Genomic DNA, 13,332 nt, shown 5'->3' on the forward strand with positions numbered 1-13,332 from the left:
AAAAAGGCCTAGCCTCCCCCAGGCAAGCGGTGACGTCAATCAGGCGGAAAGCCGAAGCGGTTCAAGCGATGCGACCAGCGCAGCGAGCACCTGGTCTTCCTGTTCGTGAATGAAGAAGTGCCCCCCCGGGAACATCTGCAGCGAGAACGGGCCATGGGTTTCCTGGCGCCAGGCCTGTAGTTGCTCGTCGCTGGCGCGATCGTCCACGCCACCCAGCACATGCAGCGGGCACTGCAACGCCGGGCGCTGGCGGTAAGCGTAGCTGCCACAGAGCAGGAAGTCGGCACGCAGGATCGGCAAGGTCAGGCTCATCAGCTCGGCGTTGGCCAGCACTTCCTCGGGCGTGCCCTGCAGCTCGCGCAATTCGCTGATCAGCTCGGCGTCGCCCTTGGGTTCGCGCCAATTGTTGCGCTCGTAATCCTCGCGGCGGGTCGGCGCAGCGGTTCCACAAGCGAACAAGGCCATCGGTGGCCGGCTACCCAGCGCCTGCAGCTCGTGAGCCAGTTCGAAGGCGAGCAACGCACCCAGGCTGTGGCCGAGCAGCACGTAGGGGGCACTCGTCGCCAGACGTTGCTCGGCAGCCAATTGCCGGGCCAGCACTTGCAGGTTGGTGTGCAGTGGCTCGGCCATGCGCGTGCCGCGCCCGGGCAGTTCGACCGGGCGCACCTGCAACCACGCGGGCAACTTGCGCCGCCAGCGGCTGTAGACCATGGCGCTGGCGCCGGAGTACGGCAGGCACAGCAGATTCAGTGCGGTCACTGGGCAGCGGCTTCGGCCATTTTCTGGCGCAGGCTCAGCGGGCGCATGTCGGTCCAGACCTCGTCGATGTAGGCCAGGCAGTCTTTCTTCAGGCCGCTCTTGCCAACGGCACGCCAGCCGTTGGGGATGGCCTTGTAGTCGGGCCAGATCGAGTACTGCTCTTCGTGGTTGACCACTACCTGGAACTGGATATCGTCGCGGTCGAAAACGGAAGTCATTGCCTGTCTCCTTGAGTGATGAATGCCGCTGCGCACGTGGCGCAGGGGTGCCTTGTAGTAGACGTGGCACACTGTGAAAAAATTAGCGGCCAGGCGCTTGTAGAGCGAGCGCACCTGGCTGGCCTTCAGGTATCCCGCAGCAAATCATGGGTATCGAGCAGACGGAAGGCAACCTGCGGGTTGCGTTCCAGCCCCCGGCGGATCGCCGCCGGAATCGATTGGCGGGTCTTGCGGCACAGCCCGGGCTGGTCGTCCAGCTCGATGACGATGCCGCGCATGGTCCGCACTTCGTTGAAACCGGGGGCGATGTGCACACGGATGCCGAGGTTTTCGTACATCCGTTGCTGCAGGCGCTGCAGGTCTTCCAGGTCCTTGAGGTTTTCCAGGCGTTCGAGCAGGCGCTTTTCCTCCTGGCGGGTAAGCAGGAGGATGCGCTGGGCGGCCCACGGGTGGTCAGCCAGCTGTTCGCGGCCACAATCGCAGGCGCCAGGCGGGCAAGGCGGGCGCAAAGGGGGTGGTGTGCTCATGCCAGCAAGCATAGCCTGTAGCGGCGTTTCAAGGCTGTCACAGCTGCACCAGTCGTTCGCGCAGGAAAGCTACGAACCCCTGCACCGGCCGCGCCACCTGTCGGTGTTGCGGGTACACCGCCGACAGTTGCAACGCCGGCGGCCGCCATTCATCCAGCACAGTCACCAGCCGCCCGTCCGCCAACGCCTGCCCAACGATAAAGGTTGGCAAGTAAGTCACCCCCATCCCGGCAATCGCCGCATCCCTGAGCATCTCGCCATTGTTGGCCCGCATGCGCCCGCTCACCTGAAGCATCTGGGCCTTGCCACCCTGACGGAACTGCCACTGCACCTGCCGTGAGTGCCCGTAAGGCAGGCATTCGTGCCCAGCCAGTTCATCAGGCGTGGCGGGTACGCCGCGCCCTTGCAGATACGCCGGGCTTGCGCAGTAAACCCGCTCGACTCCCGCAATACGCCGCGCAATCAGACTGGAATCCTCCAGCACGCCAATCCTAAGCGCCAGGTCGTACCCCTCGCCGATCAGGTCAACGGCACGGTCGCTCAAGTCCACTTCCACATCGACCTGCGGGTGTAGCTGCAGGAACTCGGTCAGCAGGCAGCTCAGGTGGGCCATGGCGAACGACAGCGGCGCGCTCAGGCGCAAAGTGCCGCGCAAGGCCTGGGCCTGGCCGCTGATGTCGCGCTCCACCTGCTGCACCTCGCCCAGCAGGCGCAGTGCCGACTGGTAGTAGTGCTGGCCCAGCGGGGTGGCGTCCAGGCGCCGCGTGGAGCGGTTCAGCAGGCGCACACCCAGGCGCTCTTCCAGCTGCATCAGGCGTCGGCTGACCGACTGCTTGGACATGCCCAGGCGCTCGGCAGCAGCCGTGAAACTGCCGGCCTCCATCACCTGGGCAAAGATACGCATGTCTTCGTAAGGGTTCATTGTCTCGCTCTTGGTGACAGTAAAACGCTTTATAGCGGCTTTTTCCCATCATTGCATCTGTCTAATCTACCCACAGGTCGCAGCGATGGCCCGCCAGGCCAGGCAAGACGCCCATTACCAACACTTGCATGGAAAAGAATTCGCTCATGAACATTGTCCAGAAAACCCTCAGTGCTTCCCTCCTTGCGCTGTCCGTTTCCAGCGCTTTCGCTGCCGGCAGCCCGGGGGTCGAAGCCCACACCCAGGCGTTTCTCGAAGCGTTGCAACAAGGTGGCGGCAAGCCGCTGGAACAACTCAGCCCGAAAGACGCCCGTGCCGTGCTGACCGGCGCCCAGGCTTCCGTCAACGTCGACCTCTCCGGCATCGAGGTAAAGCAACACACCATCCAGGCCGATGGCCAGTCGATCACACTACAAGTAGTACGCCCGGCCAATGTACAGGGTGACCTGCCGGTGTTCATGTTCTTCCACGGCGGCGGCTGGGTGCTCGGTGACTTCCCAACCCACCAGCGGCTGATCCGCGACCTGGTGGTCGGCTCCGGCGCAGTGGCCGTGTATGTCGACTACACCCCGTCGCCGGAAGCGCATTATCCGACAGCAATCAACCAGGCCTACGCCGCGACCCGCTGGGTGGCCGAGCATGGCAAGGAGATCGGCGTGGACGGCAAGCGCCTGGCCGTGGCCGGCAACAGCGTCGGCGGCAACATGGCGGCGGTGGTGGCGCTCAAGGCCAAAGAAGCCGGTACCCCGGCGCTGCGCTTCCAGCTGCTGTTGTGGCCGGTCACCGATGCCAGCTTCGAGACTGCTTCCTACAAGCAGTTTGCCGAGGGGCACTTCCTCACCACCGGGATGATGAAATGGTTCTGGGACAACTACACCACCGATGCCAAGGCCCGGGAACAGATCTACGTCTCGCCGCTGCGCGCCAGCAGCGAACAGCTCAAGGGCCTGCCGCCGGCCCTGGTGCAGACGGCCGAGTTCGACGTGCTGCGCGATGAAGGTGAGGCGTATGCCCGCAAGTTGAATGCCGCTGGCGTGACGGTGACCTCGGTGCGCTACAACGGGATGATTCATGACTATGGCTTGCTCAACCCGCTGAGCCAGGTGCCGGCTGTAAAGGCGGCAATGCGCCAGGCGGGCACCGAACTTAAAGTGCACCTGCAGTAAATCGATGACCAGAAGACCCGCCCAGGCGGGTCTTTTGCTGCTATTGCGGAAACGGCCCGCAGGCTTCGATGAATCTGCTATCAGTGCGGCTATCTATGGCACCGTCCGCCCCGATGTAGATATCAATACTTGGCCATCTGGGTTTGGCCCGGATGCAGTGCGATTTCCCACGGTTGTTCCAATACAACTCCATGAAAAACTGGTCGTTCGGGAAGATATGCCCTGCGCCTCCTGTGGCTTCACCCGGGTAGATCTCACCTTTTGATATATCGTGCTGGACATTCAAGATGTAGCCGAGACGCCCCTGGCCTTTGTCAGAAAAATGAAAACTTACCTGAGGTGTGGCGACATACCAAAAAATGATAGGCGTGAGCATTATCAACACTACCCAGCGCCAGATGTACCGTTTCGTTTTACTTGCAGGCGTGATCAACTATGGCACCTCCCCAGCTTGAGCGTGGCAATGCTAACACTTCGGCCATGAGTATCTTGGCCGTAATCCCACCATTTGGGTGCAGCTTGTGCAGTTTGATGCCAATGCCGATAGCGACACGATCACCTATGTCATCCCAAGCCCGCAGCCCTTCTATATCAGCGGAGCGATGGGGTCCTTTGCGTTCAGCCCACTTTTGAACTTTCCGAATAGAGTCTGATGCAATTTGCTCAAGCCCAGCACCATCCAGAAGAACACTTTCTGACAGGCCTCCCGCCCTGCCTACATAGCCGTAGTGGATGTTCGACCAGATGTCGTAGAAGAAGTCGACTTCACCTTGTTTCTGCCAAGCCCCGCCGAACTGTTGCGCAATCGCCGCCTTGTGATCCCATGGTCTGTTCTGACCCACCCGCTCCGTCCAAAGCGCCATCGCGGCAGCAGTGTTAGCAACCATCATTGATTGGAAGTCAGGCGGTAAAAGACGTGCATACCAAGGCAGCTTTTGAAATTTTGCACGTTCCTCTGTCGCGTCAAAGCTGGTCAGCTTCTTCATTTTCAGTACGGATGGGTGTGTGATGTTGCGGTTCATTTCCCCCGCGATATAGCTCGCTACCGGCTCCATCATGTCAGGGTGGTTGCAAGTGGCAGGCAGCGGTTTGCTTTCTGCAAGCGCAAGCTTGATGGGAGAGATGGAGCCACCTTGAGCTGATACTGACGCCTGGCTCGCCTGCTGTGTCGTCGCGGACCTTGTCGTTTCGCCAAGTCCTCCCGTGGCCATGACACGGTTGCTTCCCGCTGGGCACGCGCAGGCTACCAAAGCCCCATCAACTACCGCCGGGCGCCCTTGGATGATGAAGTGTGATACGCCCTCCACGAGCGTTCCGACCTCACCACAAACAGGGCATGGAGTGGTCTTGTCATCCAGCCTCAAGGCCTCACGCCCCCGCACCTTGAATCCGGCGTTACTGGCCAGGCATACGGCCCCTGTCGTGGTACGGTCTCCATTCAAGGCCTGGGGTCGATCGTGAATCTTGAAAGGTGCCATCCGTAGATTCCTCAAGCGAAACCGGGAGGCTAGCACCCACCAAGACCAAGAAAATCGCGCCCGAACGGTACAGGAACAGTCCTACAGGACACGTTGCATTGTCCTACGCGTCACGTCCCCGATAGTCAGCCTAGAAGAGACAGTGATTCACGCTTGTGCTTATTTTTTAACAACCAAGCTGACAGTTAAACTTCTCCCATCAGCAGCCTGATGCCTTAGCGGATCAGGCTTACCAAGGAGAACTACCATGCTTACCGTACGCAACGCCAAAGATCGCGGCCTGGCCTTCCATGGCTGGCTGAAATCGTTCCACACCTTCTCCTTCGGCCATTACCGCAACCCGGCGGAGCAAGGTTTCTCCGACCTGCTGGTGATCAACGACGACCGCGTCATCGCCGGCAAGGGCTTTGGCCAGCACCCGCACCGTGACATGGAGATTTTCTCCTATGTGCTGGAAGGCGCACTGGAGCACAAGGACACCCTGGGCACCGGCTCGGTCATCCGCCCGGGCGATGTGCAACTGATGAGCGCCGGCCATGGCGTGGCCCACAGCGAGTTCAACCACAGCCAGGTGCAGCCGGTGCATTTTTTACAGATCTGGATCGTGCCGAACGTGCAAGGCGCCACACCGCGTTACCAGCAACAGCATTTCAGTGCCGAGGAAAAGCGCGGCAAGCTGCGCCTGATCATCTCGCCGGATGGCGCCGAGGGGTCATTGCAGGTACGGCAGAATGCGCGGGTGTATGCCGGTCTGTTCGACGGTGACGAGCGTGCCACCCTGACCTTGCCAGAAAACCGCCATGCCTACATGCACGTGGCCCGGGGCAGCATCGAGCTCAATGGGCAAGTGCTGAATGAAGGGGATGGGGTGCGGGTGAGGCAGGAACAGGTGCTGGAACTGGGCAATGGAGTGGATGCCGAGGTGCTGGTGTTCGACCTGCGGCCGCATGAACTGCCTGGCATGCCATAAGGCAGATCCGGCTATTTCGCGGGTAAACCCGCTCCCACAGGTACGCCACAGACTTCGAAATCTGTGGCGTACCTGTGGGAGCGGGTTTACCCGCGAAGAGGCCGCAAATCCAACTCAGGACTCGACCCCTTCGACGATGATCACTTCGGCTTTCGCCACGCCCTGGCGATGCCTGCACGCCTCCTGGTACAGCGCGGACCGGTAACACGCCAGCGCCTGCTCGTACGAATCGAACTCGATCACCACGCTACGCTGAGGGGTAGACCGCCCTTCCAGCGCCTCGCTGCGTCCGCCGCGGGCCAGAAAGCGGCCACCGAACGCCTGGAAGGCAGCCGGGGCGCGCTGGGTGTACTGCTGATATTGCTCGGGGTCGGTCACGTCCACGAGGGCGATCCAGTAGGCCTTCATGCGCTGCTCTCCTGTTACGGCGATATTTATGTATGATGGTATACCATAATAATCACCCCATTACCGCGAGCGTGCAACATGGCTTTCAACACCATCGAGGAACTTCTCGAGGACTACCGGCAGGGCAAGATGGTCCTGCTGGTGGATGACGAGGACCGGGAAAACGAAGGCGACCTGCTGATCGCCGCCGAGCGTTGCGACGCCCAGGCCATCAACTTCATGGCCCGCGAAGCGCGCGGCCTGATCTGCCTGACCCTGATCGAAGAACATTGCCATCGCCTGGGCCTGGAGCAGATGGTACCGGCCAACGGCAGTGTGTTCAGCACCGCTTTCACCGTGTCGATCGAAGCGGCCAGCGGCGTGACCACCGGCATTTCCGCTGCCGACCGCGCGCGCACCGTAGCCGCAGCCATGGCCCCCGGCGCCCGCCCCGAGGACCTGGTGCAACCGGGGCACATCTTCCCCCTGCGCGCCCGCGAAGGCGGCGTGCTGACCCGCGCCGGGCACACCGAAGCCGGCTGCGACCTGGCGCGCCTGGCCGGTTTCGCCCCGGCTTCGGTGATCGTCGAAGTGCTCAACGACGACGGCACCATGGCCCGCCGCCCCGACCTGGAGGTATTCGCAGCCCGGCATGGGATCAAGATCGGCACCATCGCCGACCTGATCCACTACCGCCTGAGTACCGAACAGACCATCAAGCGTATCGGCGAACGCGAACTGCCGACCGTGCATGGCAGCTTCCGCCTGGTCACCTATGAGGACCGCATCGAAGGGGGTGTGCACATGGCCATGGTCATGGGCAACATCCGCCGCGAACAGCCGACCCTGGTGCGGGTACACGTGATCGACCCGCTGCGCGACCTGGTAGGTGCCGAATACGCCGGGCCACCCAACTGGACGCTGTGGGCGGCGCTGCAGAAAGTGGCCGAGGAAGGCGCCGGGGTGGTGGTGATCCTGGCCAACCATGAGTCCTCCCAGGCCTTGCTCGAGCGCGTACCACAGCTCACCCACCCGGTGCGGCCTTACCAGCGGGGGCAATCGAAGGTGTACTCCGAGGTCGGCACCGGGGCGCAGATTCTCCAGGACCTGGGCGTGGGCAAGCTGCGTCATCTGGGCCCACCATTGAAATATGCCGGGCTGGCCGGGTACGAGCTGGAGGTTGTGCAGAGCATCCCCTTCGAGCCTGGGCTGGTGGGCTGATACGCAGCCTGGCAGGGACAGAGTGATGGCCGGTAGCCCATAGCTCTTGCCAAAAGCTTGGAATACCATAATATGACATCCCGTAGACCTTAAATCTGTTGGCCGCCTCCTACAATTACCAACGGCCTTCAGACACCTTGTTTTAGCGGCTCCCCGAACACGATTGGCGGGCGCATCACAGGCCCCGCCTCGAATAACAAAAGCAACGAGGGCGTAACCATGCTGTTGAGCAAACGTGTAACCGCAGTGCTGTCCGCCAGCCTGCTGACCCTGGCCTGCCAGGCCGCCCAGGCTGCCGACAGCCTGAACTTCGTCAGCTGGGGCGGTACCACCCAGGACGCCCAGAAAGAAGCGTGGGCCGTACCCTTCAGCAAGGCCAGCGGCATCAAGGTGGTCCAGGACGGCCCCACCGACTACGGCAAGCTCAAGGCCATGGTCGAAAGCGGCAACGTGCAATGGGACGTGGTCGATGTCGAAGCCGACTTCGCCCTGCGGGCGGCCAGCGAAGGCCTGCTCGAACCCCTCGATTTCAACCAGATCAAACGCGACAAGATCGACCCCCGCTTCGTCTCCGATCACGGCGTCGGTTCGTTCTTCTTCTCCTTCGTGCTCGGCTACAACGAAGGCAAGCTCGGCGCCAACAAACCGCTGGACTGGACGGCGTTGTTCGATACCAAGACCTACCCGGGCAAACGCGCCCTGTACAAATGGCCCAGCCCAGGCGTGCTGGAACTGGCCCTGCTGGCCGATGGCGTGGCCCCCGACAAGCTCTACCCGCTGGACCTGGACCGCGCCTTCAAGAAGCTCGACACCATCAAGCAGGACATCGTCTGGTGGGGCGGTGGCGCCCAATCGCAGCAGCTGCTGGCCTCAGGTGAAGCTTCGCTCGGCCAGTTCTGGAATGGCCGCGTCTACGCCCTGCAGCAGGACGGTGCGCCGGTGGGCGTGAGCTGGAAGCAGAACCTGGTCATGGCCGACTTCCTTGTGGTGCCCAAAGGTGCCCGGAACAAGGACGCGGCCATGAAGTTCCTGGCCAACGCCAGCAGCGCCGAAGGCCAGGCCGAGTTCGCCAACAAGACTGCCTACGCGCCGGTGAACGTCGACAGCGTGGCCAAGCTGGACAAGGACCTTGCGCAGAACCTGCCCACCGCCTACGCCCAGGACCAGGTCACCCTCGACTTCGCCTACTGGGCCAAGAACGGCCAGGCCATCGCAGCCCGCTGGAATGAGTGGTTGGTCAAATGAAAGTCGCCATCAACGCCCTGCATAGCGCGCAAGGTGCCCCCACGGGCACCGGCGCACCGGGCGCGGCCCAGCGCCGCGCAAGCCTGAGCCAGCGCTGGAAAGGCAGCCGCAACCTGCTGCCAGCCCTGTTGTTCCTTGGCCTGTTCTTCTTCGCCCCGCTGGCCGGCCTGTTGCTGCGCGGGGTGCTGGAGCCGACGCCGGGGCTGGGCAACTACGAGCAGTTGTTCGCCAACTCGGCCTATGCGCGGGTGCTGTTCAACACCTTCTCGGTGGCCGGCGTGGTCACCCTGATCAGCGTGCTGCTGGGTTTCCCGCTGGCCTGGGCGATCACCCTGGTGCCCAAGGGCTGGGGCCGCTGGCTGCTGAACATCGTGCTGCTGTCGATGTGGACCAGCCTGCTGGCGCGCACCTACTCGTGGCTGGTGCTGCTGCAGAGCTCGGGGGTGATCAACAAGGCGTTGATGGCCATGGGTATCATCGATGCGCCACTGGAAATGGTGCATAACCTGACCGGCGTGGTGATCGGCATGAGCTACATCATGATCCCGTTCATCGTGCTGCCGCTGCAGGCCACCATGCACGCCATCGACCCGATGGTGCTGCAGGCCGGCTCGATCTGCGGCGCCAGCCCGTGGACCAACTTCTGGAAGGTGTTCCTGCCGCTATGCCGCTCGGGGCTGTTCTCCGGGGCGCTGATGGTGTTCGTGATGTCGCTCGGTTACTACGTCACCCCGGCCCTGCTGGGCGGTGCGCAGAACATGATGCTGCCCGAATTCATCATCCAGCAGGTGCAGTCCTTCCTCAACTGGGGCCTGGCCAGCGCCGCGGCCGCACTGCTGGTGGTCATCACCCTGGTGCTCTTCTACCTGTACCTGAAGCTGCAGCCGGAATCGCCGGTTGGCAACGCGAGGTAAACCGCCATGCTCCTGTCTCCCAATGCCATGGGCCGCCCGCTGCGTACCGGCCTGTACCTGACCACCGGGGTCATCGCCGCCTTCCTGCTGTTGCCGGTGGTGTTTATCGTGCTGTTGTCATTCGGCTCGTCGCAGTGGCTGGTGTTCCCACCGCCGGGCTGGACCTTCAAATGGTACGGCCAGTTCTTCTCCAACCCGGAGTGGATGGACGCTGCGTTGGCCAGCCTCAAGGTGGCCCTGCTGACCACCGTGGCAGCCGTGCTGCTGGGCCTGCCCACCGCGTTCGCCCTGGTGCGTGGCCGTTTCCCTGGCCGCGAACTGCTGTACGGGCTGTTCACCATGCCGATGATCGTGCCGCTGGTGATCATCGCAGTGGCGGTGTACGCGCTGTTCCTCAAGCTTGGCTACACCGGCACGCTGTTCGCTTTCGTGGTCAGCCACGTGATCGTCGCCCTGCCCTTCACCATCATCTCGATCATCAACTCGCTGAAGCTGTTCGACCAGTCGATCGAGGATGCCGCAGTGATCTGCGGCGCTTCGCGGCTGCAGGCGATCTTCAAGGTGACCTTCCCGGCGATTCGCCCGGGCATGATCGCCGGTGGCCTGTTCGCCTTCCTGGTGTCGTGGGATGAGGTGGTGTTGAGCGTGATGATGGCCAGCCCCGACCTGCAGACCCTGCCGGTGAAGATGTGGACCACCCTGCGCCAGGACCTCAGCCCGGTCATTGCCGTGGCCTCGACCCTGCTGATCGGCCTGTCGTTGCTTGTAATGTTCATTGCCGCCGCCTTGCGCCGGCGCACCGAAGTCAACGCCTGAACGCGCGGAGAAAATAATAATGAGTGCAGTAATGAAAGAACACGCGCCAGGCAAGACCCTGGTCAGCCTGCGCGGCCTGAACAAGCATTACGGCGACTTCACCGCCGTCGATAACCTCGACCTGGACATTCAGGATGGCGAGTTCCTGACCTTTCTTGGCTCCAGCGGTTCGGGCAAATCCACCACCCTGTCGATGCTGGCCGGTTTCGAAACGCCCAGCAGCGGCGAAATCCTGGTCGACGGCCAGTCACTGGTCAACGTGCCACCGCACAAGCGCGACATCGGCATGGTGTTCCAGCGCTATTCGCTGTTTCCGCACCTGAACGTGCGCGACAACATCGGCTTTCCGCTGGCTATTCGCAAGCTGAGCGCCGCCGAGACCAGCAAGCGTGTCGACGCCATGCTCAAGCTGGTGCAACTGGAGCAGTTCGCTCACCGCAAGCCGTCGCAGATGTCCGGCGGACAGCAGCAACGGGTGGCGATTGCCCGCGCGCTGGTGTACGAGCCACGCATACTGCTGATGGACGAACCCCTGGGTGCGCTGGACAAGAAGCTGCGCGAAGACCTGCAGGACGAACTGCGTCAGCTGCACCGGCGCCTGGGCATCACCATTGTCTACGTCACCCATGACCAGGAAGAAGCCATGCGCCTGTCGCAGCGCATCGCCATCTTCAGCCACGGCAGGATCGTCGGCCTGGGCACCGGTTACGATCTGTACCAGAACCCGCCCAATGCCTTCGTCGCCTCGTTCCTGGGCAATTCCAATTTCCTGCGGATCAAGGCCAGCAGCAACGGCGCAGGCAGCTTCGAAGGGCAGCCGGTGGCAATCCGCCTGACACCGGGCCTGGCCGCGTCGCAGGAGGCGCTGATCATGGTGCGCCCGGAAAAGGCCCTGGCCCTGACTGCCGAGCAGGCCGCACGCGAGCCGCTGCCGGCGGGCTGGAACGAGGTCAGCGCCAAGGTTGGCGAGGTGTTGTTCCTGGGCGAAAGCCAGACTTGCCACGTCGTCACTGCGGGCGGTACCGAGCTGACCGTGAAGGCGCTGTCGGCTGCGGGCATGCCGATGCAGCCGGGCGATACCGTGAAGGTGCGCTGGGCGGTGGCGGATGCCTGCATCTACACCGAATGGGCCGAGAGCGATTTGAGCAAATCCGCCGGGGCGCATTGAAATGACCGGCGATGCCGGTGCCAGCCAGCGCGGCGCCTGCATCGCGGATAAATCCGCTGCTACAGGTGTGACCTGTCACATTATGATCACGCTACTGTCGTAATCTGCCGGCCATCTCTATGCCACAGGGCTAACCGGCATGCCCCGCCTGCTTGTCTTGCTGCTTTCCCTGCTTGCGCAGATGGCCCACGCCGAACACCTGCGGGTGCAAGGTTCCAACACCATAGGCGCAGCGTTGCTGCCGGCGTTGGTCCAGGCGCAATTGCGCGCCCGGCATGCCACGGCGATCGAACAGCACCCCGGGCAACTAGCCAATGAAACCGTGATTACTGCGCGTGACAGCCAGGGGCAGCCGATACGCGTCGATATCGCCGCCCACGGTTCCAGTACCGGCTTCACCGCCCTGGGGCGTGGCGAGGCCGACCTGGCCGCCGCTTCGCGGCCGATCAACGACAGCGAAGCGGGCCAGCTGCGCGCACTCGGCGACCTGCGCGGTGCCGCCGCCGAGCAGGTGATCGGCCTCGATGGCGTGGCGGTCATCGTGCACCCCGACAACCCGCTGCCCCAACTCACTACAGCGCAACTGGCACAAGTCTTCTCCGGTCAGATACAGCGCTGGGAGCAGTTGGGCATTGCCGGTGGCACCATCCATCTCTACGCCCGTGACGACCGCTCCGGCACTTACGAAACCTTCAAGGCGCTGGTGCTGGAACCGCGGCACGAAACCTTGTCGGCCACGGCCAGGCGCTTCGAGTCCAGCGACGAGCTGGCCGCGCAAGTCGGCGCCGACCGCCTGGCCATCGGTTTCAGCAGCCTGTCGGCTGTGCACCGGGCCAAGGTGCTGGCGGTGGCTGAAGGCGACGCGCCGGCCATGCTCCCCGAGCGCGCGCTGGTGGCCAGCGAAGACTATCCACTGTCGCGGCGTCTGTACTTCTACCTGCCGGCCAATCCGAAACTGCAGGCCAAGGCCCTGGCAGACTTCGCCCAGAGCCCGGCCGGCCAGGCGATCGTCGCCCAGCAGGGTTTCGTCTCGCAGCAGATCAATGCCCAGCCTGTCACGCCGCTGGCCGACATGCCACCGCGTTATCGCGCCCTGGCACAGCAAGCGCAGCGGTTAAGCGTGAACTTTCGCTTCCAGGAGGGTAGCGCGAGCCTCGACAGCAAGGCGTTGCGCGATGTACAGCGGGTAGCCGAGTACCTGCGCCAGGCCGGCAAGCTGAACGGCAAGGCAGTGCTGGTGGGGTTTGGCGACCCCAAGGAAACACCCGGCCGTGCCGCCCTGCTTTCCCGCCTGCGCGCCCAGGCGGTGCGCCGCGAGCTGGCGCGCGATGGTGTCGAGGTGCTGCAGGTGATGGGCATGGGCGATGAACTACCGGTGGCCGGGAACGAACTGGAGCAAGGGCGCCTGCGCAACCGCCGGGTCGAGGTGTGGGTGGACTGACCGCAGCTGCGTGCCGGGTCGCCGCGACACAGGTCCCGGCAAAAAAATGTAACAGCTCCCCATTCGGCATCCCCGGCAATCAGGACTAGGATCAAGACCA

General features: G+C 63.0%; 15 protein-coding genes and 1 pseudogene. 8 read left to right on the plus strand and 8 right to left on the minus strand.

Translation table 11 applies throughout. From position 1 onward, the window contains the following. Positions 1 to 39 precede the first annotated feature (39 nt). The 4 genes from ACVWZT_RS23700 to ACVWZT_RS23715 all read right to left on the minus strand — a co-directional run bounded on the left by ACVWZT_RS23700 (position 40) and on the right by ACVWZT_RS23715 (position 2,426). Entirely contained in the window at positions 40 to 759 is a 720-nt protein-coding gene (locus tag ACVWZT_RS23700) for a thioesterase II family protein (RefSeq protein ID WP_296235045.1), read from the minus strand. Next, positions 756 to 977 (minus strand): MbtH family protein, encoded by a 222-nt coding sequence (locus tag ACVWZT_RS23705; RefSeq protein ID WP_003256222.1) that lies wholly within the window; start codon positions 975 to 977, stop codon positions 756 to 758. The genes ACVWZT_RS23700 and ACVWZT_RS23705 overlap by 4 nt, the downstream gene beginning before the upstream one ends. 125 nt (positions 978 to 1,102) lie before the next feature. Next, positions 1,103 to 1,504, minus strand: a complete 402-nt coding sequence (locus ACVWZT_RS23710) for a hypothetical protein (protein ID WP_296235044.1) — start codon at positions 1,502 to 1,504, stop codon at positions 1,103 to 1,105. 37 nt (positions 1,505 to 1,541) lie between these two features. Continuing rightward, positions 1,542 to 2,426: a LysR family transcriptional regulator gene (locus ACVWZT_RS23715; RefSeq protein WP_296235043.1), complete on the minus strand. Its 885-nt coding sequence runs from the start codon at positions 2,424 to 2,426 to the stop codon at positions 1,542 to 1,544. A gap of 146 nt (positions 2,427 to 2,572) precedes the next feature. On the opposite strand from ACVWZT_RS23715, the gene ACVWZT_RS23720 reads away from it, so the two are divergent. Continuing rightward, positions 2,573 to 3,592, plus strand: coding sequence for an alpha/beta hydrolase (locus ACVWZT_RS23720; RefSeq protein ID WP_457471747.1), 1,020 nt, complete (start codon positions 2,573 to 2,575; stop codon positions 3,590 to 3,592). A gap of 40 nt (positions 3,593 to 3,632) precedes the next feature. Here the strand turns inward: ACVWZT_RS23720 and ACVWZT_RS23725 are convergent, their stop codons facing one another. From ACVWZT_RS23725 to ACVWZT_RS23735, 3 genes and pseudogenes are all read right to left on the minus strand, one after another. After that, positions 3,633 to 4,025, minus strand: a complete 393-nt coding sequence (locus ACVWZT_RS23725; protein ID WP_296235041.1) for a hypothetical protein — start codon at positions 4,023 to 4,025, stop codon at positions 3,633 to 3,635. After that, positions 4,006 to 4,803 carry a polymorphic toxin type 44 domain-containing protein gene (locus ACVWZT_RS23730; protein ID WP_414707252.1) on the minus strand — a complete coding sequence of 266 codons (798 nt, stop codon included), beginning with the start codon at positions 4,801 to 4,803 and terminating at the stop codon, positions 4,006 to 4,008. The genes ACVWZT_RS23725 and ACVWZT_RS23730 overlap by 20 nt, the downstream gene beginning before the upstream one ends. Positions 4,804 to 4,833: 30 nt before the next feature. Continuing rightward, positions 4,834 to 5,070, minus strand: a pseudogene (locus ACVWZT_RS23735) (PAAR domain-containing protein); the annotation flags it as partial. A gap of 247 nt (positions 5,071 to 5,317) precedes the next feature. On the opposite strand from ACVWZT_RS23735, the gene ACVWZT_RS23740 reads away from it, so the two are divergent. Beyond that, the gene (locus tag ACVWZT_RS23740) at positions 5,318 to 6,040 is read left to right on the plus strand and encodes a pirin family protein (protein WP_457471748.1); all 723 of its coding nucleotides are present in this window, start codon (positions 5,318 to 5,320) and stop codon (positions 6,038 to 6,040) included. 114 nt (positions 6,041 to 6,154) lie between these two features. On the opposite strand, the gene ACVWZT_RS23745 is transcribed toward ACVWZT_RS23740, so the two are convergent. Beyond that, positions 6,155 to 6,448: a DUF1330 domain-containing protein gene (locus ACVWZT_RS23745; RefSeq protein ID WP_457471750.1), complete on the minus strand. Its 294-nt coding sequence runs from the start codon at positions 6,446 to 6,448 to the stop codon at positions 6,155 to 6,157. A 78-nt stretch (positions 6,449 to 6,526) separates the two neighbouring features. Between ACVWZT_RS23745 and ribBA the strand changes: the two genes are divergently transcribed. The 6 genes from ribBA (at position 6,527) to ACVWZT_RS23775 (ending at position 13,232) form a co-directional block, all read left to right on the plus strand. Continuing rightward, positions 6,527 to 7,648 (plus strand): bifunctional 3,4-dihydroxy-2-butanone-4-phosphate synthase/GTP cyclohydrolase II, encoded by a 1,122-nt coding sequence (ribBA, locus tag ACVWZT_RS23750; RefSeq protein WP_457471752.1) that lies wholly within the window; start codon positions 6,527 to 6,529, stop codon positions 7,646 to 7,648. A gap of 219 nt (positions 7,649 to 7,867) precedes the next feature. Then, entirely contained in the window at positions 7,868 to 8,893 is a 1,026-nt protein-coding gene (locus ACVWZT_RS23755) for a polyamine ABC transporter substrate-binding protein (protein ID WP_225777297.1), read from the plus strand. Continuing rightward, positions 8,890 to 9,807: an ABC transporter permease gene (locus ACVWZT_RS23760; protein WP_296230203.1), complete on the plus strand. Its 918-nt coding sequence runs from the start codon at positions 8,890 to 8,892 to the stop codon at positions 9,805 to 9,807. Before ACVWZT_RS23755 ends, ACVWZT_RS23760 begins: the two co-directional genes overlap by 4 nt. A gap of 6 nt (positions 9,808 to 9,813) precedes the next feature. Beyond that, entirely contained in the window at positions 9,814 to 10,623 is an 810-nt protein-coding gene (locus ACVWZT_RS23765) for an ABC transporter permease (protein WP_170029338.1), read from the plus strand. Positions 10,624 to 10,642: 19 nt separating this feature from the next. Continuing rightward, complete coding sequence (locus ACVWZT_RS23770; RefSeq protein ID WP_457471755.1) at positions 10,643 to 11,791, plus strand: ABC transporter ATP-binding protein; 1,149 nt, start codon at positions 10,643 to 10,645, stop codon at positions 11,789 to 11,791. 139 nt (positions 11,792 to 11,930) lie between these two features. After that, on the plus strand, positions 11,931 to 13,232 hold the full coding sequence (locus ACVWZT_RS23775) for a phosphate ABC transporter substrate-binding/OmpA family protein (RefSeq protein ID WP_296230209.1): 1,302 nt from the start codon (positions 11,931 to 11,933) through the stop codon (positions 13,230 to 13,232). The last annotated feature ends 100 nt before the right edge of the window (positions 13,233 to 13,332 follow it).

The sequence above is a fragment of the Pseudomonas sp. TE21394 genome (assembly GCF_054057835.1).